A 24905-nucleotide genomic window follows, 5' to 3' on the forward strand; every position below is an offset into this window, starting at 1 on the left:
ACGGCCCGGGACGCGGCGGCCCCGCATCCCCTCCTCCCCGTACGGCCGTGGCTACGGCCTGACGAGGGAGAAGCCGTCATGACGATCGACACGACCGTGCTCGGGTACCCGAGGATCGGCCCGGACCGCGAGCTGAAGCGCGCCACCGAGGCGTACTGGGCGGGACGGACCGGCGCGGAGGAGCTCGAAGGGACCGCCCGCGCGCTGCGCCGTTCGGTGTGGACGGGCCTGCGCGACGCCGGGCTCGGCACGATCCCGTCCAACACGTTCTCGCTGTACGACCAGATGCTCGACATGAGCGTGCTGGTCGACGCCGTCCCCGAACGGTTCCGGCACCTGGACGGGCTGGACGCCTACTTCGCGATGGCGCGCGGCGCGGAGGGCGTTCCGGCGCTGGAGATGACCAAGTGGTTCGACACGAACTACCACTACCTCGTGCCTGAGCTGGGGCCGGACACGCGGTTCCGGCTCGTCCGCCCGGAACGCGCGAAGCCGCTCGCCGAGTACCGGGAGGCGCGCGGGCTCGGCGTCGAGACCCGGCCGGTGCTGGTCGGCCCGCTGACGTACCTGCTGCTGGCCAAGGCCGCGCCGGGCGCGCCGGACGGGTTCCGGCCGCTGGACCTGCTGGACCCGCTGGTCGAGGTGTACGCCGAGCTGCTCGAACGGCTCGCGGGCGCGGGCTGCGCGTGGGTCCAGCTCGACGAGCCCGCCCTCGCCGCCGACCGCACCGGCGAGGAGCTGGACGCGCTGCGGCGGGCGTACGAGCGGCTCGGCGCCCTGCCGTCGCGGCCCAGGCTGCTCGCCGCCACGTACTTCGGTGAGATCGGCGACGCGCTGCCCGTTCTCGCGGGGACGCGGGTGGAGGCGATCGGGCTCGACTTCGTCGCCGGGCCCGGCAACCTCAGGGCGATCGCGTCGATCGGCGGGCTGCCGCGCCGCACGCTCGTCGCGGGCGTCGTGGACGGCCGCAACGTGTGGCGCGCCGACCTCGGCCGGGCGCTGTCCACCTGCGCGTCCCTGCTCGGCCTCGCGGGCGACGTGGTCGTCGGGACGTCGTGCTCGCTGCTGCACGTCCCGCTGGACCTGGCCGCGGAGACGGGCCTGGACGGCGCGCTGCGGGCCCGGCTGGCGTTCGCCCGGCAGAAGGTGGACGAGGTCGTGCTCGTCGGGCGGGCGCTGCGCGAGGGGCACGAGGCGGTCGCGGCCGAGATCGCGGAGAGCCGCGCGGCGCGGGACGCGGAGGGCGCCGCCGACTACCGCGTGCGCGCGCGCCTCGACGCCCTCGGCGAGGGCGGCGGACGCCCCGACCGGGCCGTGCGGTTCGCGGCGCAGGCGCGGACGCTCGGGCTGCCGCCGCTCGCCACGACCACGATCGGGTCGTTCCCCCAGACGGCGGAGGTGCGGGCGGCGCGCGCGGACCACCGGGCCGGGCGGATCACGACCGAGGCGTACGAGGCGGCGATGCGGGCCGAGATCGACCGGGTCGTCGCGCTCCAGGAGGACCTCGGCCTCGACGTCCTCGTGCACGGCGAGCCCGAGCGCAACGACATGGTGCAGTACTTCGCCGAGCAGCTCGACGGCTACGCCGCCACGGCGAACGGCTGGGTCCAGTCGTACGGCACGCGCTGCGTCCGGCCGCCGATCCTGCACGGCGACGTGGCGCGGCCCGAGCCGATGACCGTCCGCTGGACGACGTACGCGCAGTCCCGCACGCGGCGGCCGGTGAAGGGGATGCTGACGGGGCCGGTGACCATGCTGGCCTGGTCGTTCGTCCGCGACGACCAGCCGCTCGCCGACACCGCGCGGCAGGTCGCGCTGGCGCTGCGCGACGAGATCCGCGACCTGGAGGCCGCCGGGATCGGCGTCGTCCAGGTGGACGAGCCGGCGCTGCGCGAGCTGCTCCCGCTCCGCCGCGCCGACCGCCCGGCCTACCTGGCGTGGGCGGTCGGGGCGTTCCGGCTCGCCACCTCGGGCGTCGCGCCGGGCACGCAGATCCACACGCACATGTGCTACTCGGAGTTCGGCGAGGTGATCGGCGCGATCGGCGACCTGGACGCGGACGTGGCGAGCGTCGAGGCGGCCCGTTCCCACATGGAGCTCGTCACCGACCTGAGCGCCGCCGGGTACGCCGCCGGGATCGGTCCGGGCGTCTACGACATCCACTCGCCACGTGTACCTGACGTCGAGGAGATGGAAGAGTCACTGCGTCGCGCGCTGGGCGCGATCGCGCCCGGCCGCCTCTGGGTGAACCCCGACTGCGGCCTCAAGACGCGCGGCTACGCCGAGACGGAGGCGTCCCTGCGCAACATGGTCGCCGCCGCCCACCGCGTCCGCGCCACCCTCCCCGCCCCACCGACGCCGCGGACGCGGTGACCTCGGCCACCGCACGAGCGCGTTGACCGTCCGGGGAGGCGAGCCTCCCCGGACGGACCGCGCAGCGATGCGGCGCTCGCAAGACCCGGTCAGGTGCGAGCCGCCAGGCGAGTGCCGTAAGCCGAGGCGAGGAAGACACGTGCCGTGCGCCAGCCGGGGGCGCTGGGCGTCGCGACGGCGCGGGCGGTCTCGGCGTCGTCGGTGACGAAGCCGATGCCGAGCAACCGCCGTACGCCCGCGCCCAGCAGATGCTCGACCGCGCGGCCCAGGAACGCGCGGCTGCCGCGGAACCGCCGAGGAAACAGTCGTACATCCGGGCGGGATTGGGCCTCTCCGGAACGGAGGCCGCCGGGTCCGGCCCGGGGACGCCCTTCCGCTGGAGCCGTACGGCTTGCAAGATCGTACCGAAGGGAGGGCCGCGCATGGGGAACGATCACCACGGCCCGGACACCGTCGGACCCGTCGCCGGGCCCCTGCACGCCGCCGCCCTCGGGCCCGGCCCACCCGCCACCCCGGACCCCGGACCGTCCCTCGCCGTACCACCAGACGGAGTGTCCATGACCGGCGCGATCCTGCGCGGCCCCGCCGACCCGCACGGCGCATGAGCCGGCTCGCCACCTGCGTCGACCTGCTCCGCCGTGCGGGCAGCGACGTCGGCCACCCGGACCTCGCCGAACGGCTCGTCCGCGCGCTGGAGGACGGTGTCGCCACGCTCGACGCGCTGCCGCGCGACGACGCGTTCTGGATCGGCTGGGCCAACACCGACGCGACGCTGTTCAAGCTGCACGACCACGCGAGCCTGCGCCTGGCCGCCGACCCCGGCGACCGCCCGGCGCGCTGGGCGCTGATCGCGCTCGCGCTCGCCCACGGCGGCAACGACGGCGGCCTGCCGCTCCTCGCCCCGCTGGTCGCCGCGGACCCCGCCGCGGCGGCCGACGCCGTCGCGATCGCCGAGTGGGTGTGGGAGGAGATCGGCCTCAACAACGCCGCCGACCTGCGCGCCGTCCTGTCCGCCGCCGACCGCTCCGAGCTGGAGGAGGCGGCCCGCCGCGACCCGGCGGCCAGGGAGCTGCGGATCGCGCTGAGCGTCCTGGACGGCGCCGACCTCCCGAGGCGCTCGCGCGCGCCTGAAGGCGCGGATAATCCGGGTATGCGGTTCGGCGTGCTGGGGCCACGAGGGCGTGGCGGGACGACGGGAGCGAGGCCGCGCTCGGCGGCCCCGCCCGGCGCGCGCTGCTCGCCGTCCTGCTCACCGACCCGGGGAGGCCGATCCCGGTCGGCCGCGTCCTGGACGAGCTGCACGGCGGAACGGTCCCGGACAAGGCCGCGCACGCCCTCCAGGCCCAGGTGTCGAGGCTGCGCCGCGCACTCGGCCCGGACGCCCCGATCGAGCACTCGCCGTCCGGCTACCGCGTCGCCGCCCCGCCCGACGCCGTGGACGCGTGGCGGTTCGAGCGGATGGCCGACGAGGGGCGCGCCGCCCTCGGCGCGGGTGACCACGCGTCGGCGGCGGCCCTGCTGCGCGACGCGTTGCGGCTGTGGCGCGGCGCGCCGTTCGCCGACATCGCCGACGCGCCGTCCGGCCGCGCCCACGCCGTACGCCTGGAGGAACGCGCGCTCGCCGCCCGCGAGGACCGCATCGACGCGGACCTCCGGCTCGGCCGCGGCGACGCGGTCGTCCCGGAACTGCGCGAACTGATCGGGCGGCATCCCGTCCGCGAACGGCTCCACGCGCTGCTCATGCGCGCCCTCGCGTCCCAAGGCCGGCGGGCCGAGGCACTTGAGGCGTTCGCGCACGCCCGCCGCACCCTGGCCGACGAACTCGGCACCGACCCGTCCGCCGAACTGACCACCCTGCACACGTCCCTGCTGCAAGAAACCCCGCCGGACGGGCCGTTCGGGGGCGGGGCGGTGGCGCGGGCACCCGCGCAGCACACCAGCTTCGTCGGGCGGACCGACGAGGTGCGGGAGGTGCGCGACCTCCTGCGCAGAGCGCGGCTGGTCACTCTGCTGGGGCCGGGCGGCGTGGGAAAGACCCGCCTCGCGGCCGAGGCGGCGTCCGGCCCGCCGGACTCCGAAGCGTGCTTCGTCGAACTCGCGGCGACCCGTGACGAGACCGGAGTGACGCAGGCGGTCCTGAGCGCCCTCGACCTCCGCGAGACCGTCCTCCTCGCCCCGCCCGGCGTTCCGGCGGCCGGGCCGTCCGTGCCCGTCGCCGTCGGACGGCTCGCGGCGGCGCTGGCGGAACGGCGGACCCTGCTCGTCCTCGACAACTGCGAGCACGTCCTGGACGCGGTGGCGGCGCTGGTCCTCGCGCTGCTGCGCGCCTGCCCCGGCCTGCGCGTCCTCACCACGAGCCGCGAGCCGCTCGGCGTCACGGGCGAGCACCTGCGGCAGGTCAGGCCGCTGGACGGGGCGGCGGCCGTACGGCTGTTCGCGGACCGGGCGGCGGCCGTCCGCCCCGGCTTCACCGTGGACGGCGCGAACGCCGCCGACGTCCGCCGCGTCTGTGCGGCGCTGGACGACCTGCCGCTCGCGATCGAGCTGGCGGCGGCGCGGCTCCGCACGCGGGACATCGCGAGCCTCGCGTCCGGGCTGCACGACCGGCTCGGGCTGCTCGCGCGCGGCACCCGTTCGGCCGACGCGCGCCACCGGACGCTGCGCGCGGCGATCGGCTGGAGCTGGGACCTGCTGACGGCGGACGAACGGCGCGCGGCGAGCCGGTTCGCGGTGTTCGCGGGCGGCGCGTCGCCCGAGGCGGCGGCGGCCGTGTGCGCGGTCCCCGACGCCGCGAACGTGCTGGAGTCGCTCGCCGACAAGTCGTTCCTCGACGCCGCCGCCGGCCGCTACCGGATGCTGGAGACCATCCGGGCCTACGCCGCAGAACGCCTGACCGCCGCCAGAACCACGGACGACGACGCCGGGCGGGCTCACGCGCTGCACTTCCTCGCGTTCGCCGAGGACGCCGACCCGCATCTCCTCGGCGCCGGGCAGCTCGATCGACTGCGCGCGCTCGCCGCCGAGCACGACAACCTGCTGGCCGCGCTGCGCTGGGCGGTGGACGGCGGCGAGGTCGCGACGGCGCTGCGCCTGCTCGCGGCGCTGTCCACCTACCTGTGGGTTCGCGGGCTGTCCACGTCGGCGTCCGGCCTGGCGGCGCGGCTGCTGGACCTCGCCGGGGACGCGCCGCCGCCGGGCCTGGAGGAGGAGTACGCGATCTGCGGCCTCGTCGTCGCCGCGGACCCGGCCCGCGCCGCGACGTGGCGGCGCCACCGGGAGGCCGTCGGCGCGGTGGTCCTCGCGGGCGGCGGGCGGCGGCCGTACGTGCCGTTCCGGTGGTTCATGGTGACGGTCGGGGCGGACGACGCGCGGGGCGCGCTCGCGCTGATCCGCGGCGGGCGCGACCACCCGCACCCCTGGGCCCGTGCCGCCGCGCACCTGCTGTCGGGCTTCCCCCGGCTGGCGGCCGGCGACGCCCAGGGCGCGGAACGGGAGTTCGGCGTCGCCGCCGCGACGTTCCGGGAGGCCGGGGACCGCTGGGGCACCGCGATGGCGCTCGACGCGCTCGCGGGCCTCGCCGCGTCCCACGGCGACGCCGCGCGCGCGATCGTCCTGACCCGCGAGGCCCTCGGCCTGGCCGAACGGCTCGGCGCCGTGGACGACCAGTCCGACCTGCTCTGCAACCTCGGCGACTACCGGATCGACGCCGATCCCGCGGCGGCCCGCGCCGACTACGCGCGCGCCGCCGACCTCGCGCGCCGCGCGGGCGGCCCCACCTACCTCGCGGCGGCGCTGCGCGGCCTCGGCGACATCGCCGCCCTGGACGGCGACCTCGACGGGGCGCGCGAACGGTACGAGGCCGCGCTCGAACGGTTCGACCCGCGCTGGGTCAAGAGCGTCGGCAACCGCGCCCGCGCGCTGTCCGGGCTCGGGCGCCTCGCGGAGCGCCGCGGCGACCTCGCCGAGGCGCGGGACCTGCACCGGCGGGCCGTCGAGGCGGCGGCGCCGATGGGCGCGCGGTTCGAGGGCGCGCAGGCCATGGCCGGGCTCGCCGGGGCCGTGCTCGCGGACGGCGACCCGTACGGGGCGGCGGCGCTGCTCGGCGCGGCGGCGGCGTTCCGCGGCACCGCGTCCCCCTCGGCGCCGAGGCCGCCCGCGTCGAACGCGTCGCGGCGGCGGCCCGCGCCGAACTGGGCGACGGCCCGTTCGACGCGGCCCACCACGCCGGAACGCGGATGACCCACGACGAGGTCCTCGCCCTGGCCGCCCCCCGCCGCACCACCGCCTGACCCCGGCGGCGCGCGGCGCGGGCGGGCGCGAGCGCGCGGGCGCGCGCGGTGAGTGCGGGGTGAGCGGGTGGTGAGCGGCGGCGGGCAGGGTCGGCCGCATGAGCCTTGAAGTACTGATCTCGGGGGCGTCCGTCGCGGGCCCCGCGCTGGCCTACTGGCTGGTCCGGCACGGCTGCGCCGTGACCGTCGTCGAGAGGGCGGTGGTGTTGCGCGAGGGCGGGTACGCGGTCGACTTCCGCGGCGACGCGCATCTCGGCGTGCTGCGGCGGATGGGCGTCCTCGGCGAGATCGAGGCCGCCCGGACCCGCATGGGCGCGATGGTGACGGTCGACCGCGACGGCCGCGAGCGGTGGACGATGCCGGAGGACCTCTTCGCGGGCGACGTCGAGATCCTGCGCGGCGATCTCGTCCGCATCCTGTACGAGGCGAGCAGGGACGGCGCCGAGTACGTGTTCGGCGACTCCGTCACCGCGCTGGAGGAGGACCCGGACGGCGTCCGCGTGACGTTCGAGCACGGCCCGCCCCGCCGGTACGACCTGGTGATCGGCGCGGACGGCTACCACTCCAACGTGCGCTCCCTGGCGTTCGGCCCGGAACACCGCTACGCGACCCATCTCGGCCTCTACAACGCCGTCTTCACCACCGACAACCATCTCAAGCTGGACCACTCCGGGCTCGGCTACAGCGAGCGCGGCAGGCTCGTCGCGATCTACAGCGCGCGCGGCAACACCGAGGCGAAGGCCATGTTCTACTTCGCGTCCCCGCCGCTGGACGACGAGGGCCGGCGCGATCCGGAGCGGCAGAAGAAGATCCTCGCGGAACGGTTCGCGGGCCACGGCTGGGAGACCGAACGGCTGCTCGCCGCGATGGCGGACGCGCCCGACTTCTACTTCGACGCCGTCGGCCAGATCCACGTGGACGGCTGGTCGCGCGGGCGGGTGGCGCTGCTCGGCGACGCGGCGGCGTGCCCGTCCTCGCTGTCGGGCATGGGCACCGGCCTCGCCGTCGTCGGGGCGTACGTGCTGGCCGGGGAGATCGCCGCCTCGCCGAAGGACCACCGCGCCGCGTTCGCCCGGTACGAGGCGGTGATGCGGCCGTACGCGGAACGCTGCCAGAAGCAGGGGAAGGGCGCGGCGAAGTTCATCGCGCCGGAGGGACGGATCATGACGTGGCTGCTCGCCCAGCAGCAGCGGGCGTTCCCCTACCTGCCCGGCAAGGGCCTGATCGCGAAGGCCGCGCGCCGTACCGCCGAGGCCGTGGACCTCCCCGACTACGCGCTCTGACGCCCCGTGCGGGGCCCACCGCGCGGCCCGCCCGTTGTCCCGAGCGAACGAAAACGCCCTTCGAGGACTTGACGCGCGTGACTACCTTCCCGCGTCCGCGCACGCGACCGTGGAGTGCTCGGTACGAGAGAGGTGATCGGGGCCTTTGACCACGGGAGGTCCGGATGGGCGAGCGGACGGGAGCCCGCGCCGCGCGGCTGCGGCTGACCGAGGTGCCCGCGGGGACGGCCGATTCCCTGCGCCCGTACCTGAGGGCCGCGGCCGAGGAGATGGTGCGCGAGATCCAGGGCATGGTGCCCGAGTACGACCGGGCGCCGCAGAGCCGGTACGGGCAGCGGATGCGGTGGGTCACCGAGGAGACCGTGCGGCGGTTCGTGGACGCGATGGGCCGCGCCGACATCGAGTGGGAGCCGCTGACCGAGATCTTCGTCGGCATCGGCGCGTACGAGGCGCGGCGCGGCCGGAGCCTGAACGGCCTCCAGACGGCGATCCGGGTGAGCGGGCAGGTCGCCTGCCGCCGGTTCATCAAGGACGCGCGGCGGCTCGACTGGCCGCTGACCGCGCTCGGGCACATCGTCGAGTCGCTGTTCGTGTACCTGGAGGGCCTGGCGGGCGCCGCCGCGCAGGGCTACGCCGACGCGCAGGAGCGCCTCGCGACCGAGCGGGAACGGCACCGGTGGCGGCTGCGCGACCTGCTCGTGGCGCAGCCGCCCGCCAGCCCGGAGGCGGTCGCGGAACTCGCCCAGCAGGCCGGGTGGGAGACGCCGCGCACCGTCGCCGCCGTCGCGCTCGGACCCGCGGTGGAACGGCACGCCCCGGTCATCCCGCCGATGGTCCTCGCCGACTGGCACGGGCGCGAGCCGTACCTCGTCGTCCCCGACCCGGACGGGCCGGGCCGCCGGCGCATGGTCGCCGCGCTGGTCGGGGACCGCCCGGCGGCGGTCGGGCCGACCGTCCCGCCGGCGCGGGCGGGGTGTCGCTGCGCTGGGCGCGCCGCACGCTGGACCTCGCGGCGCGCGGCGTCATCCGCGACAAGGGCCCGGTGAGCTGGCTGGACCACGTGCCCACGCTCGTCGCCTCAAGCGGCGAGGAGGTGCTGGAGCTGGCGATCGCGGTACGGCTCGCGCCGCTGCTGGCGCTGCCCCGCAACCGCCGCGTCCCGCTCGCGAAGACGCTGCTGGCGTACCTGGAGAACCACGACAACGCCGTCGCGGCGGCGGAGCGGCTGATGGTGCACGAGCAGACCGTCCGCTACCGCGTGCGCCGCCTGGAGGAGCTCTTCGGCGACGCGCTCCACGACCCGGACGGCCGCCTCGAACTGCTGCTCCTGCTGCACGCCTGGACCCGGTTCCCGAGGGCGGACGGCGCCGGACCCTGACGCGCCCGTTCCGGCGGGCCGTACAGCCCGTACAGCCTGTACGGCCCGTACAGGCTGTACGGCGCGGTCAGCGGCGGACGTGCCGGGCGAAGAAGTCCCACAGGAGCGGGGACGCCGCGACGCCCTTGCCGCGCCCGTCCGGCCAGGTGTGCCCGCCGTCGAAGACCGTGCAGAACTCGACCTGCACCCGGGCCGCCCCGGCGGACGTGCGGCAGACGGTGGACGCGGCGTCCAGGATGATCCGGTCGAGCGGCGGCAGCCCGTCGAGCGTCCGCCAGAAGTCCATGATCGCCGAGACGGGCGGGAAGGGCGTCTCGTTGTTCCAGTCCTGGTTGCCGCCCCCGCCGAACGGCACGGAGAAGTCGGCGGTGCCGTGCACGGCGATCAGCGACACCGGCCGCTCCGGCTCGCACGGCACCGCGAGCGAGCCCGACACGACGCCGATCGCCGCGACCTTCCCGGCCCGTTCGCACGCGTACCGGTACGCCATGCCGCCGCCGTTGGAGAACCCGGTCAGGTAGACGCGGCGCGGGTCGGCGAGGCCCTCCTTCACCAGCGTGCCGATCAGCCGGTCGAGGAACGCGACGTCGTCGACGCCCGCCATCCGCGCGAACCAGCAGCAGCCGCCCGCGTTCCACGTCCCCATGAACCCGTTCGGGTAGGCGACGAGGAACCCCTTCGCGTCGGCGACCGCGTCGAACCCCGTGGACTGCTCCATGTACTTCGCGTCGTTCAGCCCGCCGTGCAGCGCGACGACCAGCGGCCGGGGACGCGCCCGGCCCGGCGGGACGCGCAGCAGGTAGTCCCGCTTCCACAGGCCGTACATGGTGACGGCCCGCTCGTGCGTCCCCGCCCCCGGCCGGCCCGCCGGAGCCGCGCCCGTCCGGGCCGCCGAGGCGGCGGGGGCGGTCAGCGGGGCCAGGGCGGCCAGCAGGACGCACACGAGCAGGACGCGCAGCACGTTCTTCATGGGGTGGATCCTCGGCTTACCGCCAGGGGCGCGGCTACTGCCGAACCGCACCACTTGATCACCGGAATGCGCACCTGGGCACGTAAATGACCGAGCGCTCACTTGGCGTCTCCGAACGTGGCCGCTCTCCGGACGCCGCGAAGGGCGGTCCGGGACTCCGCGCCCCGGACCGCCCCCTCCCCGATGCCTGACCGCGCGCCTTCGCGCCGCGCTCACGCGCCGCGCTCAGGCGGCGGGCTGTGCCGCGCTCACGCGGCGGGCTGTGCCGCGGCGCCGTTCGGGCAGGTGTCCCTGTACTCGGAGATGGCGGCGCTCGGGGCCGGCGCCGGGCACAGGAACTTGTCGTAGCGGGTGTCGTCGTCCACGAACCGCTTCATCCACGAGATGGCGTACTTCGCGATCGTCGCGTTCGGGGTGTTGAACGTCATGTGCCCGGCGTTCTTCAGCTCCAGGTACGCCTTCTCCGGCGCGGCGGCGATGCTCTGGTAGAACGGCTCGGCGTGCATGCCGACCGCGGCGATGAAGTCGTTGTCCGCGCCCATGACCATGGTCGGCACCCGCACCGCGCTCCAGTCGCGTTCGAGGTGCCACGGCGCGAGGGGCACCGCCGCCCGGAGCGTCGGGCGCTTCTGCGCCGCGCGCAGCGTGCCGCCGCCACCCATCGAGTGGCCCATCACCGCGAGGCGCGACGTGTCGATGCGGCTCGCGGCCTTGCTCTTGGTGGTCATGTAGTCGAGCGCGGCGAGCAACTGGTCGGCGCGCTCGTCGGGCGCGTTCAGCAGGCTGAGCGTCTCCAGCGTCATCACGACGAAGCCCTGCGAGGCGAGCCGCGGCCCGTACCAGTCGATCCACGCCTGCGGCGAGACGAACCCCGGCGACACCGCGATCGCGCCGAACGTGCCCTGCGAGGTGTCGGTGGGCGCGTAGATGGTGCCCTTGTTGAAGCCCGTCCCGCTGCCCTGCGGCACGTCGATCTTCTCGACCGCGAACGGGCCCTTCTCCGCCGTGACGCTCGACTCCGTCGGCGCGGGCCCGCGCTCGTACGGGTTGGCGGCGCGCGGCGCGGAGAGCGCGGCCCGCGCGGACGGCGCGCCCGCCGCCTGCGCGGGCGCCGCGACGGCGGTACCCGCCGCGGCCAGCGCGATGGCGGCGGGCAGCACTCTCAGCGAATCCCTCAGACGCCTGTTCATCGGGGCGGTCCTTTCTCGGGGTGGGAGGTGGAAAGGATTGTGCGGGCGCGCCGCCCCGATTGCTGCACAGAACCCTCCGCACTTTTCACCCCCCCTTTGTCGGCCCCCGACAAAGGCGCGGCCCGCGCGTACGGCGCCGGTGGGGCGCCGCCGCGCGGGCCGCGGGCATGGCGAACGCGCGGCACCCGGCGAGGGGAATCCCGCCGCCGCGTACCGCGCGTGTATGTCGGCGCCCGGAAGGGGGCGCCCGCCTGTCAGGTGTTGTTGGAGCCGACGGCCCCGGTGCGCGCACCGCGGCCTCGCCGCGCTCCGCGCCGGCGCCCGGACGCGTCGCGCTGAGCGGACGCGTCGCGCTGCGCCGGGCCTCCGCGCTGCCCGGCGGCGGCGCGCTGGCCGGTGCGCTGCGCCGACCCGTCGCGCTGGCCGGAGCCCGCGCGCGAGCCGGGCGCGTCGCGCTGCGCCGTCGCGCCGTACCGCCCGGAGTCGCCCCGTCCGGACGAGTCGCCCCGCCCGGACGCCTCGCGCGACCCGGAGGCGTCGCTCCGGCGGGCGGGCTCGCCGCGCCCGCCCGAGCCGCGGCCGTTCCTGCGGCGGGACGAGCCGCCCCGCTTGGCCTGGCCGCCCTCGTCCGTACGGGCGGGAGCGGCGGACGCGGCGGGCGCGATCGTCACGGGCGTCTCGGACGGCGCGCGGGCGCCGGTGATGCGGGCGAGGTCGGGGTCGCCGGGCCGCACCCGCGTGACCACCGGCTTGATCCGCGCCATGGCCATGAGCTGGTCCATCTCGCGGCGCTCGGCGGGCAGCACGAGCGTGACCACGGTGCCGGACTCGCCGGCGCGGGCCGTACGGCCGCCGCGGTGCAGGTAGTCCTTGTGGTCCACGGGCGGGTCGACGTTGACCACGAGGTCGAGGCCGTCGATGTGGATGCCGCGCGCCGCGACGTTGGTCGCGATCAGCGCGGTCACGCCGCCGGTGCGGAACTGCTCCAGCGTGCGGTTGCGCTGCGGCTGCGACTTGCCGCCGTGCAGCGCCGCCGCGCGGACGCCGCGCTTGAGCAGCTTGCGGGCGAGCCGGTCGGCCACGTGCTTCTTGCCGACGAACATGATGACGCGGCCGTCGCGCGCCGCGATGTGCGCGGCGGCGTCGTGCTTGTCGTCGTCGTCCACGTGCAGGAGGTGGTGCTCCATCGTGGTGACCGCGCCGGCGGACGGGTCCACCGAGTGCGTGACGGGGTCGTTCAGGAAGCGGCGGACGAGCCGGTCGACGTTGCGGTCGAGGGTCGCGGAGAACAGCATCCGCTGCCCGTCCGGGCGGACCTGGTCGAGCAGCGCGGTGACCTGCGGCAGGAAGCCCATGTCGGCCATCTGGTCGGCCTCGTCCAGGACGGTGGTCTCGACCTGGTCGAGCCGGCAGTCGCCGCGGTCGATGAGGTCGGCGAGCCGTCCGGGCGTCGCGACCAGCACCTCGGCCCCGCGCCGCAGCGCCTCGGCCTGGCGGTTCAGCGACATGCCGCCGACGACGGTCGCGATGTGCAGGCGCACGGCCTCGGCGTACGGGGTGAGGGCGTCGGTGACCTGCTGCGCGAGCTCGCGCGTGGGCACCAGCACCAGCACCAGGGGACGGCGGGGCTCGGCGCGGCGGCCCGCGGTGCGGGCGAGGAGCGCGAGGCCGAACGCGAGGGTCTTGCCCGAGCCGGTCCGGCCGCGGCCGAGGGCGTCGCGCCCGTTCAGCGTGTCGGGCAGCGTCGCGGCCTGGATGGGGAACGGCTCGGTGACGCCCTGGCGGGTGAGGGTGTCGAGCAGTGCGCCGGGCATGTCGAGCTCGTCGAACGACGAGACCGGGGGCAGCGGCGGCGTGGTGCTCTCGGGGAGGGCGAAGTCGCCCTGCGGCGCCGCGGGCGCGGTGGCCCTGCGGGCGCCGCCGCGCGGACGCGAGGAGCGGCCGGGCGCGGAGCGGGAGCGTGCGTTGTGGGGCATTCGGGGAAAGAAACCTTCCTCGGGCGGCGCGTGTCGAGGAGTGTTCAGCCGCGCGGTACCGCACGAAGAAGTCGCAAGAACGAGCCAGGGGAAAAGGCGAGCGCGTGCTCGCATGAGAACGGCGGGCCGCGGCCGGTGGCCGGGCCCGCCGGGGGTCACCGCGTTCAGGCGGGGAGGATGTTCTCCGCCTGGAGCCCCTTCTGGCCCTGGGTGACGTCGAACGACACCTTCTGGCCTTCCTGGAGCTCCCGGTAGCCGGAACCGGCGATGTTGGAGAAGTGGGCGAAGACGTCGGGGCCGCCGCCGTCCTGCTCGATGAAGCCGAAGCCCTTTTCGGCGTTGAACCACTTCACAGTGCCTGAGGCCATGTCTGACTCCCTTAGGGTCAATGCCCGGTCCCGCACCGTGCGGGGCCGGAGTTGCCGCGAAGATCCCATCCGGAAGATCCAGAACAACAAAAAATGCGCCTGAGGAGAAGAACCAGCAGGCGCACACAAGAGTCTATGAGAACCGCAACACCCAAAGTCTACCACGACGTCCCGGCGTCCTGCGAAATCGGCCTCCCCGTATCGCCGGAAAACCCTTGTGCGCAGGGGTTTCTCGACGATGCGGCACCCCCGCGCGAGGGCACGCGGGGGATTGGTTCGGCAAAGAACGCCCTGTTATCGCCCAACAGGGCGCATACTGGCAATGATGAAAGCACCGAGAGCCGCCACGCGGCGACACCTGCCGACCAGTCCCTTCAAACCACCGCCCGCGGCCCCGCCCGTCGAGCAGTACGAGGTCGACGACCGGGTCAGCCACGACAAGTACGGCCTCGGCCGCGTCGTCGACGTCGTCGGCGATTCCGCCATCGTCGTCGACTTCGGGACCCAGAAGGTGCGGATCCCGTCGCCCTTCGCCAAGCTGATCAAGATCTGAACCCATCCTGAGGGCCCCCAGGGGCCCCGTCCGACGGGAAGAGACGGAGGCGGTGCGCCAGAGCCGCGGCCTCGCCACGCGTCGCCACGTCCAGCTTGGTGAGGATCCGTGACACGTGCACGCTGGCGGTCTTCGGGCTGATGAACAGCTCCTCGGCGATCTGCCGGTTCGACCGCCCCGCCGTGACCAGCCGCAGCACGTCCGTCTCCCGTTCGGTGAGCCCGAGCCCGTCGCGGGCGCGGCCGGGCACGCCCTCGCGCCCGGCGCCCGCACGCCGGGCCGCTTCGTCGTACGCTCCGTCCGGACCGGTGGTGAGATCGACGCGGGACGCCCGCGCCACCACCTCGATCTCCTCGCGCAGCGGGCGCGCGCCGAGGCTCGCCGCCCGGTCCGCCGCCGTGCGCAGGAGCTCCGCCGCCGCGTTCCGGTCCCCGGCGCCCGCCGCCGCCTCGGCCGCGCGCAGCCGCGAGTACGCCGCGCGGTAGGGGGAGCCGAGCGCGTCCCAGGCCGCGACCGCGTCCGCCCAGGGCCCCTCGCCCGTCTCGGCGCGGAACGCCGCGGCGTACGCCTTGTCCAGCGGTGAGGCGACCGGCAGCGCCGAGGCGCGGCGTTCGAGCGCGGCGCGCAGCCCGGCGCTCCCGCCCCCGGCCTTCCCGTCGCGTTCGTCCTGCCGTTCCCGGTCGCGCTCGCGGTCGCGGAGGCGGGCCTCGACGCGGGCGCCGAGGACGAGCAGGGGCCAGATCTCCGTGTCGCCGGTGCCGGGCAGCAGCCGCGCGATCGACGCGCGGGCCTCCTCCAGCCGGTTGTCGCCGATGGCGAGGCGGATCTCCAGCAGCGCGGCCGGCAGCATCTCCTGCGGCGCGCCCTCCAGCGTCCGCGCGAGCCGCAGCTCCTCGCGGGCGATCTCGACGTCGCCGCGCGCGAACGCGATGTCGCCGCACATCGCGTGCAGCATGCTCCCGAACCGGCTGGACGGGTCGAGGCGGAGCGCCTCCACCGCGGCCCGCTCCGCCTCGTCCCACCGCCCGGTCGCGGTGAGGGACGCGGCGAGCCGTTCGCCGAGCAGGGCGCCGAGGGTGCGGGCGAGCCCGCCGGTGCGCGCCGCCTCCAGCCCGAGCCGCGCGGCCTCGATCGCCTCCTCGTGCCGGCCGAGCCTGCCGAGCAGGTCGGCGCGGTTCAGGTGGACGCGGGCGAGCTGCACCACGTCGCCGCGCCGCGCGACCATCTCGCCGACCTCGGTGAGGGTGGACAGCGCCTCGCCGGTGCGGCCGAGCCCGGCGAGGACCGTCCCGGCGGTGGTGGCGGCGTTCGCGGCGATGACGGCCTCGCCGAGCTGCTCGGCGAGCCGGCGCGCCTCGACGGCCGTCTCGTACGCCCGCGCGGGCCGGTCGTGCAGCATGAACGCGGCGCCGACCAGGTCGAGGACGCGGGCGCGGTCGAGGCGGCCCGCGCGCGCGACGGTCCGCAGCGCCTCGTCCAGCGCGGTTAGGGCGCCGTCGCGGCCGAGGTTGTGCAGGGCCATCCCGCGGTGCGCGAGCAGGATCGCCGTCCGGCCCGGGTCGGTCTCCTCCACCAGCGCGTGGTCGCACAGGTCGATCATCTGGAGGTCCTCGCCCGCCCAGCCCGCGGCGGACAGGGCCTGCTGGAGCACGTCGTACCGCTCGTCCAGGGGCCGGCCCGCGCGCGGCCAGATCTCCAGGGCGCGCACGAGCATCCGGCCCTGCTCGGCGTGGGCGTTCATCGCCCCGGCCGCCTCGGCGGCGCGCAGCAGGGCGGGCAGCGCCCGCGCCGCGTCGCCCGCCTCCCACCAGTGGAACGCCACCTCCGCCGCGAACCGGTCGGGCGGGACCAGGCCCGGCCGCGCCTCCAGCGCCTCGGCGTACGTGCGGTGCGCCCGGAGCCGTTCGGCGGGCAGCAGGTCGGCGGCCACGGCCTCGCGCAGCGGCCCCTGCCGGAACGCGTAGCCGTCGCCGTCCGGGACGAGCACCTGCGCGTCGCGCGCGGCCCGCAGCGCGGCGAGCAGGTCGGCCTCGGGCAGCCCGGCGACCTCGGCGAGCAGCTCGTGGGAGATGCGCGGGCCGCCCGCCGCGGCGAGCCGGACCAGGCCCCGCGCCGGGCGCGGCAGCCCCGCGAACCGTTGCAGCAGCAGGTCGCGCAGCGTCTCGGGCAGGGCGTCGCCGCCCGCGCGCACCAGCTCCTCGGCGTACAGGGCGTTGCCGCCCGAGCCGCGGAACACCCGGTCGGCGAGGGCGGCGTGCGGCCGCGCGCCGAGGACGGCCGCGACCAGCTCGGTCGTCTCGGCCCGGTCGAACGCCGGCAGGTCCTCGCGCAGCACGTTCGGCAGCCGGCCGAGCTCGGCGAGGAACGCGCGCAGCGGATGCCGGTCGCCGAGCGCGTCCGACCGGAACGCCATGATCATCAGGACCCGGGTGGCGCGCAGCGTCCGGGCGAGGAACCCGACCAGGTCGCGGGTGGACCGGTCGGCCCACTGGAGGTCGTCGATCACCAGCAGCACGGGCCGCTGCGCGCCGAGCCGTTCGAGCAGCGCCGCGAACGGCTCGAACAACCGCCCCTGGTCGATCCCCACCCCCCACCCGTCCGCCCCGTCCGGCGCCTCTGCCCCGTCCGGTGCCCCCGACCCGTCCGGCGCGTTCGGTCCGCCCGGCGGGCCGCCCGGTCCGTTCGGCCAGTCCGCTCCGTCCGTCGGGGCGGCTGGGCCGATCGGCTGGGCGGGGTCGTTCGCGGGGGTGGGGAGTTCGGGGAGCAGGCGCCAGAGGGCGTGTGCGCCGGGCAGCAACGTCGTCAGTCCGTCGCCGCCGAGGTCGCGCGCCAGGTCGCGGAGCATCGCGGTCAGGGGGGCGAGCGGCAGTCCCTCGGTGCCGAGTTCGACGCACGCGCCGCGCAGCACCCGCACCCCGGAGCCCGCCAGCCGGCCGGCGACCTGCTCCAGCAGGCGGGTCTTGCCGACCCCGCCCTCGCCGCCGACGACGACCACTCCGGGCTCGCCGGCCTCGGCCCGGCGCAGCGCCCCGTCGATCCGGGCGAGCTGCTCCCTGCGGCCGACGAACCTTCCCGGGTGCATGATCGCCATTTTGCCCTGTCAGCGGCCGGGAGATAAGACACCAGAGCGGTTGGAATCGCTATATAAGGCACCAGGTAAGGCGTTCGCCGGACGTGCCGTGCCCCGTGCCGGGCGCAGGCTGGACCCGACACCTCGCACACCTCGCGGCCCATCACCTCGCACGGCGACCCGCCCCGCACGGAGCGCCCTCCGCGGGACACGCGCCGCCCGCACGGCGCGGGCCGCACGGCGCCGGGCCCGGCGCCGGAGCGGGGTGCGAGCGCCCAGGCGCGCCGCCCGCACGGCGCGCCGCCACCCCAGGAGGAACGATGTCCGAGATCCGCACCCCCGTCCTCGTCGTCGGCGGGGGAGTCGCCGGCCTGACCGCCGCCGCCTTCCTCGCCTGGCACGGCGTCGGCTGCGTCCTCATCGAGCGCCACTCCGACCTGCTCATCCACCCCCGCGCCCGCGGCCTCACCCCCCGCACCATGGAGATCTACCGGCAGCTCGGCGTGGAGGACGCGCTGCGCCGCGTCGCGTACGCCGGGGAGGGGTTCGTGTGGCGGCCCGTCCGGGCGAGGACGCTGAACGACGAGGAGTACGGCGTGCCCGACGAGCCGTTCGAGGATGACGGGTCCGCCTCCAGCCCGACCTCGTTCGGCCCCGTCGACCAGGACAAGCTGGAGGTCGTGCTGCGCGACCGGGCCCGCGAGCTGGGCGCGGACGTCCGGTTCGCGACCGAGCTGATCTCGTTCGAGCAGAACGGCGCGGGCGTCACGGCCCGCGTCGTGGACCACGCGACCGGCGAGCACCGCACGATCCGCGCCGGGTACCTGGTCGCCGCGGACGGGTTCCACAGCCCGATCCGCGCGCGGCTCGGCATCGAGGCGGACGGCCCGGGGACGATGTTCCACACGATCACGGCCGTCATCGAGGCCGACCTCAGCCCCGCCACCCGGGGCCGCGAGGTCGGCACCGCCTACCTCGACGAGCCGCAGCCGTTCACCATCCTGATGGCGCACGACGCGGAGGGGCGGCGCTGGGTGTTCGGCACCGGGTACGACCCGGACCGCGACTGCCCGTACGACTTCACCGACGAGCGCGTCACGGCCCTCGTCCGCGCCGCGGCCGGGCTGCCCGACCTCAAGGTCGGGCTGTGCCCGCAGGTCCCGGGCACCGACCTGAAGGTGCTGTCGTTCCCGATCGGCGCGCACCTCGCCCGCGCCTACCGCGACGGCCGCGTCTTCCTCGCCGGGGACGCCGCCCACGCCTGGCCTCCCACCGGCGGCCTCGGCGCCAACGCCGGGATCCAGGACGCGCACAACCTCGCGTGGAAGCTCGCCGAGGTGCACCACGGCCGCGCGGGCGAAGCGCTGCTGGACAGCTACGACGCCGAGCGCCGTCCCGCCGGGCTGCTGACCATGCAGCAGGCCCTCGCCCGGTTCGGGACGCGGATGGGTCCGGCCGAGGCGCCGCCGGTCATCGACTACGGCGCCGTCTCGATGGGGTACCGCTACGTCTCGTCCGCCGTCCTCGGCGCGGAGGACGGCGCGCCGCTCCGGCCGGCGGAGCTGGACGGCCGGCCCGGCACCCGCGCCCCGCACCGCGTGCTCGGCGACGGCCGCTCCACGCTCGACCTGTACGGGCGCGGCTTCGTCCTCGTCGCACCGGACGCCTCCTGGCTCGGGCCCGCCCTCGACGCCGGGCTCGAAGCGCACGAGGTCCCCGGCACGGAGCGCGCGCTGCTCGTCCGGCCGGACGGGTTCGTCGCCTGGCGCGGCGGCGACCCGGCCGACCTGGCGGGCGCCCTGCGCGCCGTCCGGCACGTGCCGTGATCGCGACACCCGAAGGCGTCCGGGACGAGCACGTCGTCGTCCCGATGCCGCCCGCCGGCGTCGCCCGGCTCAGCTTCGACAACGGGCTGAGCCGGCTGGCGCTCCGCGCCGGCGAGCTCCCGCACCTGCTGGAGGCCACGTTCGCCGAGCCCCTGCCGATCGTGTGGGCGGTGGACGCCAAGACGCACATCGAGTACCCGCTCGGCGCGCGCCTGCTCCCCCGCACCCGCACCTCGCGCGTCCACCTCAACCCGTCCCTGCCGTGGTCGGTGGACGTGCACGGCGCGGCGGAGGGGCTCGACGCCGACCTCACCGGCGTGGACCTGTGCTCCCTGGCGTTCCACGCGGGCCTCGCGCGCGCGGCGATCGCGCTCGGCCGCCCGCGCGGCACCCGCACGGTCCGGCTGGCGTCGGTGGACGGCCTGCGCCTCGTCCGGCCGCGGGGCGTGCCCGTCCGGGTCAGGACGGGGGAGTCGCGCCTGCTCGACGAGACGCCGGGCTACGACGCCGCCGCCGACCGCTACCTGGTCATCGTCTCGGGAGGCGCGTCCGGCCTCGTCCTCGCCTGACCCGTCCCCGCGTGACTTTTCATAGGAATCGACGCCTCACCGGCACCGACTTCGTCATCGGATGCGTATCTTCACGCGGTCCCCTCTGCCACGGTCGCAGTCCAGCTTTCCCCAGAAGCGCCGAGGAGGACCGCGTGAAGATCACCAGCGTGCTGGCCGCGTGCGCCACGGGCGCGGCCGCGGTCACCGCCGCGGTGGCGGGGGCCGGACCCGCGTCGGCGGCGGGCTGCACCGCCACCGAGGCCGAGATCTACAAGCCCCCCGCCACCGTGACCGGGAACCCGGGCGACATCCTCGCCTGCCGCCCGACCACGCTCCCCTACGTTCCGAACGCCCCCAAGTTGCACGCCTGGAAGGTCCAGTACGTCACCGAGGACGCGAAGGGCGCGAAGGTCGCCGCGTCCGGCACCGTCGCGGTCCCCGACGCGGCCTGGACGGGCGGCGGAGCGCGGCCCACCGTGAACTACACCCCGTTCACGCACGGATCGGGCCCCCAGTGCTCGCTGTCCAAGCAGATGACCACCGGGTTCAACGACCAGTACGAGGCGCCCAACCTCTCCGGCTTCCTCAACAAGGGCTGGGCGCTCGCCGCCACCGACGGCGTCGGCTACCTCGACGGGCAGACCCACTTCTACGTCAACGGCCAGGCGAACGGCCGCGCCGCCCTCGACGTCGTCCGCGCCGCCCGCAGGATCCCCGACCCGGTCCCGGGCGGCGCGCTCGGCGGCGACGGCAAGGTCGGCATCACCGGCTACTCCGAGGGCGGCAACAGCTCCCTGTGGGCGGCGCAGCTCGCCGCCTCGTACGCCCCCGAGCTCAAGGTCGCGGGCGTCGCGTCCGGCGGCGTCCCCGGCGATCTGAAGACGGTCGCCAAGTTCCTGAACGGCGGCCCGTTCGCCGGGTTCATGGCCGACGCCGTCGTGGGCTTCCACTTCCAGTACCCCGAGATGCCGTTCGACGAGCTGATGAACGACACCGGCCGCAAGGCCATCAAGGACGTCCAGACCAACTGCCTCTTCGGCACCCTCGCGGTCTTCGCGGGCCAGCGCATGGAGAACTTCTCCAAGGACAAGCTCACCCTCGACCAGATCTACGCGCTGAAGGGCCCGGACGGCGCCACCTGGGGCCAGATCGTGGACGGCCTCAAACTCGGCGTCGACATCGGCGCCCCGTCCTCGAACGCCAAGTACAAGATCGGTTTCCCGGTCTTCCAGTACCGCGGCTACTTCGAGGAGATCATCCCGCACGAGACCGAGGACGGCACCCGCGCCGCGTACTGCAAGGCCGGGATCAACACCACCTGGAACAACACGTACCCGACCGAGCACGCCACCACCCTGTGGGGCGCCTCCGGCGACGTCATGAACTTCCTCGACGACCGCTTCCACGACAAGCCCGCCAAGGGCAACTGCTGAGCCGGGCGGCGCGGGCTCCGGGGTGGCGCGCCCACCCCGGAACCCGCGCCGCTTCTCCCCTTGCCTCACGAAGACCGTCCGGCAGTAGCGTTCGGCGTGAGGGGAAGGGGAGTCGCGTGCTGTTCAAGCAGAAGGTCCTGGAGGGGATCGCGGACGGGAGCGTCACGCTGGCCTTCCGCCGCTGGAAGCGCTGCGCCGTACGCCCGGGGAGCCGGCTTCGCACCGGCGCCGGCGTCGTCGAGATCGACTCGGTAGCCGAGGTCGCCGAGGACGCGGTCACCCCGGAGGACGTCCGGCGCGCGGGCTACGCGTCCCTGGAGGAGCTGCGCAAGGAGCTGGCCAGGTACCCCGACGGCGCCCTCTACCGGATCGGCCTCCGCCTCGCCGGCCCGGACCCGCGGACCGCGCTCCGCGAACGAGGCGTCCTCGACGCCCGCGAGGCCGCCGAGGTCCGGCGGGAGCTGGCCCGCATCGACAAGGCCGGACGCCGGGGACCCTGGACCGCGAACCTGCTCCGCCTGATCCAGGAGCTCCCGGCCACGCCCGCCGCCGTTCTCGCGGAACGGCTCGGCCGCGACACGGCGGCGCTCAAGCGCGACGTCCGCAGGCTCAAGGAACTGGGCCTCACCGAAAGCCTCGGGACCGGCTACCGCCTCTCCCCCCGAGGCACCGCCGTGGTGAGCACCCTGCCGCCTGACCCTCCGGTGTCGTGAACCCCTGCGCCGCGGCCGGCCGCCCGGACGGTGGACGGCTCCGGACGTCCTCAGCGGGAGTCGGTCAGGTCGCGGCGGGCGGGTGCCGGCGCGTTGGCCGCCGCCGGCCTCGGCACGAAGACGTACGCGAGTACGGAGCCGATGATCCCGGCCGCCGCGGCGGCGATCAGGACCCGGTCCAGGCCCTCGGTCATGGCACCGCCGCCCTGCTGGAACAGCACGCCGAGGACGGCGACCCCCAGTGTCTGCCCCAACTGCCGGAAGGTGGTCATGGCCCCGGCGGCCATGCCTCCCCGCTCCGGCGGAAGCGCCGCGAAGACCGCGGCTCCCATCGCCGGGCCCAGCAGCCCCACACCGACGCCGGTCAGGGCCAGCCCCGGCGCGAGCGAAACGGCGGACGCGCCCGCGTCCAGCCCCGCCTGTAGCGCGCAACCGATCCCGCTCAGCAGCAGGCCCGTCGCGAGGACGGCGCGCGGGGACCTTCCGTGCAGCCTGCGCCCGCTGATCAGCGAGGTGGCGAAGGAGGCCAGCGCGAGCGGCATGAGCGCGAGCCCGGCGCGCGCCGGTCCCAGGCCGAGTCCCGACTGCAACCACACCGAGGTGTAGACGAGCGCCGCGAAGGCGGCCGTGGAGGCGACCACGCACATCATCACGGCGGAGAAGGCCGCCCGGCCGAACAGCGCCACGTCCAGCAGCGGCGCGGGGCTGCGCAGCTCGACGCGGGCGAAGACGGCGAGAGCGAGTGCGGCGAGCGCCAGCGGGCCCAGCACCGCGGGGGACGCCCAGCCCACCTCGCCGGCCGACGTCAGGGCGTAGGTCAGCGAGCCCGCGCAGAGCGCGAAGACGACCATGCCGGGCAGGTCGATGCGCGTTCCGGTGCCCTGCCGTCCCGGCGCCAGGACCCGCAGCGTCAACGCCACGGTGACGGCGACGAGGGGGAGGTTGAGGAAGAAGACCGACCGCCAGCCGAGGTACTGGGTGAGGGCGCCGCCGAGCATCGGCCCCACCGCGGCGGCCAGGCCGGACACCGCGCCGAAGACGCCCATCGCCCGTCCCATGTCGGGTCCCCGGTAGCAGGAGCCGATCAGGGCGAACGTGGTCACGGCCATCGCCGCGCCGCCGACGCCCTGTGCCGCGCGGGCCGCGACCAGCGCGCCCGCGTTCGGGGCCGAGCCGCAGGCCAGCGAGGCGACGCCGAACACCATCAGACCCGCGACGTACACCGTACGCGCGCCGAACCGGTCCGCCAGGGCCCCCATCATGAGCATCAGCACGGCCAGGACCAGCGTGTAGACGTTGGCCACCCACTGGAGCGCGGGCAGCGGGGCGGACAGCCCCTCCCCGATCTCGGGAAGGGCGACGGACAGCACGGTGGTGTCGAGCAGGAACATGAACGTGCCGAGACAGACGGCGACCAGCGGCCACCACTTGCGCATGAGGCTCTCCTCCGCAGAACTCGTCGGACGCCTCCACTGTCCGGACCAACGTCCCTCGGACGCCATCCAGGGCCCCATGCTCGGCGGATACTGGCATACTTCTGCCCGATGAAGACGGATGCCGTCACCCTGGACGAGGTTGATCAGGGACTGGTGCACGCGCTGCGGATCGACGGCCGGGCCCCGTTCCGCCTCGTCGGCCAGGCCCTCGGCGTCTCCGAGAACACCGTCGCCCGCCGCTACCGCCGCCTGCGCACGGCCGGCGTCCTCCGCGTCGTCGGCACCCTCAACGGCGCCCGGCTCGGCTACAACGCCTGGACCATCCGGTTGCAGTGCACACCGGACGCGGCGACCGCCATCGCCGAGGCCCTCGCCGCCCGTCCCGACACGTCCTACGTCTACCTGCTCTCCGGCGGCACCGAGATCTCGTGCAGCGTCCAGACGCCCACCGCGGATGAGAGCGAGGCGCTGCTGCTGCACAGGCTCCCCAGGACCAGGCGCGTCACCGCCGTCTCCGCCCACCTGCTGCTCGGCCACCACGCCCTGCCCGGCGACTGGGCCGGGCCCGCCCGGCTCACCCCCGAGCAGGCCGCGCCGCTCGTCCCGCCGCCTCCCGAGGCCGCCGACGTCTCCCTGGAGCCCGCGGACCGTCCGCTCTTCGACCTGCTCTCCCGGGACGGACGGGCGAGCCACACCGAACTCGCGGCCGCGACCGGCTGGTCCGAATCGACCGTGCGACGCCGACTCACCGTCCTGCGCAGGTCCGGAGTGCTCAACTTCCTCGTCGATATCCCGCCAGCCGCCCTCGGCTTCCGCGCTGAGGCCCGCCTGTGGATGACCGTGCGCCCGTCCCGGCTCGCCGCCGTGGCCCGCGCGATGGCCGGCCACCCCGAAGTCTCGCTCGTGGCCCAGACCACGGGGCCGACCAACCTGCTCGCCGCCGTCAACTGCAAGGACTCCCTGGACCTGGCGCGGTATCTGACCGAGCGGATCGCGTCACTGGACGCGATCCACACGATCGAGACGGCCCCCGTCATCCGCACGGTGAAACGAGCCGGGGCCCTGCTCCCCCTCGAACGCTGAGCCGAGGACGGCTCGCGCGGAGTCCGGCGCGCCGTTCCCGCCGAGCGAGGTTTCCGCGGTCACTCTCCGTGGGCATGCGTAAAGGTGATCAAGCTCTGGGGGACGTCTCCGGCCTGGGGACGACCGCGAATCGGGGGACTGCATGAACGTGAAGCGCGTGATGACCGTGACCGCCTGCGCCGCCTGCGCCGTGGCCGGCCCGCTGCCCGCGGCGTCCGCGGCGCCGGAGCCCACCGCCCTCGCGGCGCAGGGCTGCCGGGTGGACATCCCCATCTTCAAGCCGTTCCTGGTCCCGGAGGGCAGCGACGCGAAGATCCTCAACCAGACCTTCACGTGCGTCAAGGGTCAGTGGGTCCTCAAGCCGAAGACCTCCTCGACCGGCCGGGATTAGGCCGCGGCCGGTCCGGGCACGA

General features: G+C 75.5%; 19 protein-coding genes. 13 read left to right on the forward strand and 6 right to left on the reverse strand.

Annotated features, from left to right (window positions below; all coding sequences use genetic code 11):
* Window positions 1–78: 78 nt before the first annotated feature.
* The 6 genes from metE to GEV43_RS50370 all read left to right on the forward strand — a co-directional run bounded on the left by metE (window position 79) and on the right by GEV43_RS50370 (window position 9323).
* Window positions 79–2373, forward strand: a complete 2295-nt coding sequence (metE, locus tag GEV43_RS16675) for a 5-methyltetrahydropteroyltriglutamate--homocysteine S-methyltransferase (RefSeq protein WP_160821492.1) — start codon at window positions 79–81, stop codon at window positions 2371–2373.
* A gap of 422 nt (window positions 2374–2795) precedes the next feature.
* On the forward strand, window positions 2796–2978 hold the full coding sequence (locus tag GEV43_RS16680; RefSeq protein ID WP_160821493.1) for a hypothetical protein: 183 nt from the start codon (window positions 2796–2798) through the stop codon (window positions 2976–2978).
* Between the two features lie 853 nt (window positions 2979–3831).
* The gene (locus GEV43_RS16685) at window positions 3832–6612 is read left to right on the forward strand and encodes a BTAD domain-containing putative transcriptional regulator (RefSeq protein WP_206681186.1); all 2781 of its coding nucleotides are present in this window, start codon (window positions 3832–3834) and stop codon (window positions 6610–6612) included.
* Window positions 6613–6760: 148 nt separating this feature from the next.
* Window positions 6761–7945, forward strand: a complete 1185-nt coding sequence (locus tag GEV43_RS16690; protein ID WP_160821494.1) for an FAD-dependent monooxygenase — start codon at window positions 6761–6763, stop codon at window positions 7943–7945.
* Window positions 7946–8109: 164 nt separating this feature from the next.
* Window positions 8110–8991, forward strand: coding sequence for a hypothetical protein (locus GEV43_RS16695; protein WP_241682934.1), 882 nt, complete (start codon window positions 8110–8112; stop codon window positions 8989–8991).
* Entirely contained in the window at window positions 8988–9323 is a 336-nt protein-coding gene (locus GEV43_RS50370) for a helix-turn-helix domain-containing protein (protein ID WP_309239673.1), read from the forward strand. The genes GEV43_RS16695 and GEV43_RS50370 overlap by 4 nt, the downstream gene beginning before the upstream one ends.
* A 67-nt stretch (window positions 9324–9390) precedes the next feature.
* Here GEV43_RS50370 and GEV43_RS16700 read toward each other — a convergent pair whose 3' ends face one another.
* The 4 genes from GEV43_RS16700 to GEV43_RS16715 form a co-directional block, all read right to left on the reverse strand.
* Window positions 9391–10293, reverse strand: a complete 903-nt coding sequence (locus GEV43_RS16700; protein ID WP_160821495.1) for a PHB depolymerase family esterase — start codon at window positions 10291–10293, stop codon at window positions 9391–9393.
* Between the two features lie 248 nt (window positions 10294–10541).
* The gene (locus tag GEV43_RS16705; RefSeq protein WP_160821496.1) at window positions 10542–11483 is read right to left on the reverse strand and encodes a dienelactone hydrolase family protein; all 942 of its coding nucleotides are present in this window, start codon (window positions 11481–11483) and stop codon (window positions 10542–10544) included.
* Window positions 11484–11737: 254 nt separating this feature from the next.
* Window positions 11738–13459 (reverse strand): DEAD/DEAH box helicase, encoded by a 1722-nt coding sequence (locus GEV43_RS16710; protein ID WP_160821497.1) that lies wholly within the window; start codon window positions 13457–13459, stop codon window positions 11738–11740.
* A gap of 164 nt (window positions 13460–13623) precedes the next feature.
* Complete coding sequence (locus GEV43_RS16715) at window positions 13624–13827, reverse strand: cold-shock protein (protein WP_160821498.1); 204 nt, start codon at window positions 13825–13827, stop codon at window positions 13624–13626.
* A gap of 325 nt (window positions 13828–14152) precedes the next feature.
* On the opposite strand from GEV43_RS16715, the gene GEV43_RS16720 reads away from it, so the two are divergent.
* On the forward strand, window positions 14153–14380 hold the full coding sequence (locus GEV43_RS16720; protein WP_160821499.1) for a hypothetical protein: 228 nt from the start codon (window positions 14153–14155) through the stop codon (window positions 14378–14380).
* Here GEV43_RS16720 and GEV43_RS16725 read toward each other — a convergent pair.
* On the reverse strand, window positions 14370–17462 hold the full coding sequence (locus GEV43_RS16725) for a helix-turn-helix transcriptional regulator (RefSeq protein ID WP_160821500.1): 3093 nt from the start codon (window positions 17460–17462) through the stop codon (window positions 14370–14372). The genes GEV43_RS16720 and GEV43_RS16725 overlap by 11 nt on opposite strands.
* Before the next feature lie 308 nt (window positions 17463–17770).
* On the opposite strand from GEV43_RS16725, the gene GEV43_RS16730 reads away from it, so the two are divergent.
* The 4 genes from GEV43_RS16730 (at window position 17771) to GEV43_RS16745 (ending at window position 21973) form a co-directional block, all read left to right on the forward strand.
* Window positions 17771–19276, forward strand: a complete 1506-nt coding sequence (locus GEV43_RS16730; RefSeq protein ID WP_160821501.1) for an FAD-dependent monooxygenase — start codon at window positions 17771–17773, stop codon at window positions 19274–19276.
* Window positions 19273–19845 carry a hypothetical protein gene (locus tag GEV43_RS16735; RefSeq protein ID WP_160821502.1) on the forward strand — a complete coding sequence of 191 codons (573 nt, stop codon included), beginning with the start codon at window positions 19273–19275 and terminating at the stop codon, window positions 19843–19845. Before GEV43_RS16730 ends, GEV43_RS16735 begins: the two co-directional genes overlap by 4 nt.
* A gap of 134 nt (window positions 19846–19979) precedes the next feature.
* Window positions 19980–21260: a lipase family protein gene (locus GEV43_RS16740; RefSeq protein ID WP_160821503.1), complete on the forward strand. Its 1281-nt coding sequence runs from the start codon at window positions 19980–19982 to the stop codon at window positions 21258–21260.
* A 116-nt stretch (window positions 21261–21376) separates the two neighbouring features.
* Window positions 21377–21973, forward strand: a complete 597-nt coding sequence (locus GEV43_RS16745) for a hypothetical protein (RefSeq protein ID WP_160821504.1) — start codon at window positions 21377–21379, stop codon at window positions 21971–21973.
* A gap of 50 nt (window positions 21974–22023) precedes the next feature.
* Here GEV43_RS16745 and GEV43_RS16750 read toward each other — a convergent pair whose 3' ends face one another.
* Window positions 22024–23409, reverse strand: coding sequence for an MFS transporter (locus GEV43_RS16750; RefSeq protein ID WP_160821505.1), 1386 nt, complete (start codon window positions 23407–23409; stop codon window positions 22024–22026).
* Window positions 23410–23517: 108 nt separating this feature from the next.
* On the opposite strand from GEV43_RS16750, the gene GEV43_RS16755 reads away from it, so the two are divergent.
* On the forward strand, window positions 23518–24492 hold the full coding sequence (locus tag GEV43_RS16755; protein ID WP_160821506.1) for an Lrp/AsnC family transcriptional regulator: 975 nt from the start codon (window positions 23518–23520) through the stop codon (window positions 24490–24492).
* 142 nt (window positions 24493–24634) lie between these two features.
* On the forward strand, window positions 24635–24883 hold the full coding sequence (locus GEV43_RS16760) for a hypothetical protein (RefSeq protein ID WP_160821507.1): 249 nt from the start codon (window positions 24635–24637) through the stop codon (window positions 24881–24883).
* The last annotated feature ends 22 nt before the right edge of the window (window positions 24884–24905 follow it).

It is taken from the genome of Actinomadura sp. J1-007, assembly GCF_009793335.1.
Classification (GTDB): Bacteria; Actinomycetota; Actinomycetes; order Streptosporangiales; family Streptosporangiaceae; genus Spirillospora; species Spirillospora yumaensis.

Excerpts from the sequence above, each read along its gene's own strand:
- metE (WP_160821492.1), top strand. The coding sequence starts at position 79 with ATGACGATCGACACGACCGTGCTCGGGTACCCGAGGATCGGCCCGGAC.
- GEV43_RS16680 (WP_160821493.1), top strand. The coding sequence starts at position 2,796 with ATGGGGAACGATCACCACGGCCCGGACACCGTCGGACCCGTCGCCGGG.
- GEV43_RS16685 (WP_206681186.1), top strand. The coding sequence starts at position 3,832 with ATGGCCGACGAGGGGCGCGCCGCCCTCGGCGCGGGTGACCACGCGTCG.
- GEV43_RS16690 (WP_160821494.1), top strand. The coding sequence starts at position 6,761 with ATGAGCCTTGAAGTACTGATCTCGGGGGCGTCCGTCGCGGGCCCCGCG.
- GEV43_RS16695 (WP_241682934.1), top strand. The coding sequence starts at position 8,110 with ATGGGCGAGCGGACGGGAGCCCGCGCCGCGCGGCTGCGGCTGACCGAG.
- GEV43_RS16700 (WP_160821495.1), bottom strand. The coding sequence starts at position 10,293 with ATGAAGAACGTGCTGCGCGTCCTGCTCGTGTGCGTCCTGCTGGCCGCC.
- GEV43_RS16705 (WP_160821496.1), bottom strand. The coding sequence starts at position 11,483 with ATGAACAGGCGTCTGAGGGATTCGCTGAGAGTGCTGCCCGCCGCCATC.
- GEV43_RS16710 (WP_160821497.1), bottom strand. The coding sequence starts at position 13,459 with ATGCCCCACAACGCACGCTCCCGCTCCGCGCCCGGCCGCTCCTCGCGT.
- GEV43_RS16715 (WP_160821498.1), bottom strand. The coding sequence starts at position 13,827 with ATGGCCTCAGGCACTGTGAAGTGGTTCAACGCCGAAAAGGGCTTCGGC.
- GEV43_RS16720 (WP_160821499.1), top strand. The coding sequence starts at position 14,153 with ATGAAAGCACCGAGAGCCGCCACGCGGCGACACCTGCCGACCAGTCCC.
- GEV43_RS16725 (WP_160821500.1), bottom strand. The coding sequence starts at position 17,462 with ATGCACCCGGGAAGGTTCGTCGGCCGCAGGGAGCAGCTCGCCCGGATC.
- GEV43_RS16730 (WP_160821501.1), top strand. The coding sequence starts at position 17,771 with ATGTCCGAGATCCGCACCCCCGTCCTCGTCGTCGGCGGGGGAGTCGCC.
- GEV43_RS16750 (WP_160821505.1), bottom strand. The coding sequence starts at position 23,409 with ATGCGCAAGTGGTGGCCGCTGGTCGCCGTCTGTCTCGGCACGTTCATG.
- GEV43_RS16755 (WP_160821506.1), top strand. The coding sequence starts at position 23,518 with ATGAAGACGGATGCCGTCACCCTGGACGAGGTTGATCAGGGACTGGTG.
- GEV43_RS16760 (WP_160821507.1), top strand. The coding sequence starts at position 24,635 with ATGAACGTGAAGCGCGTGATGACCGTGACCGCCTGCGCCGCCTGCGCC.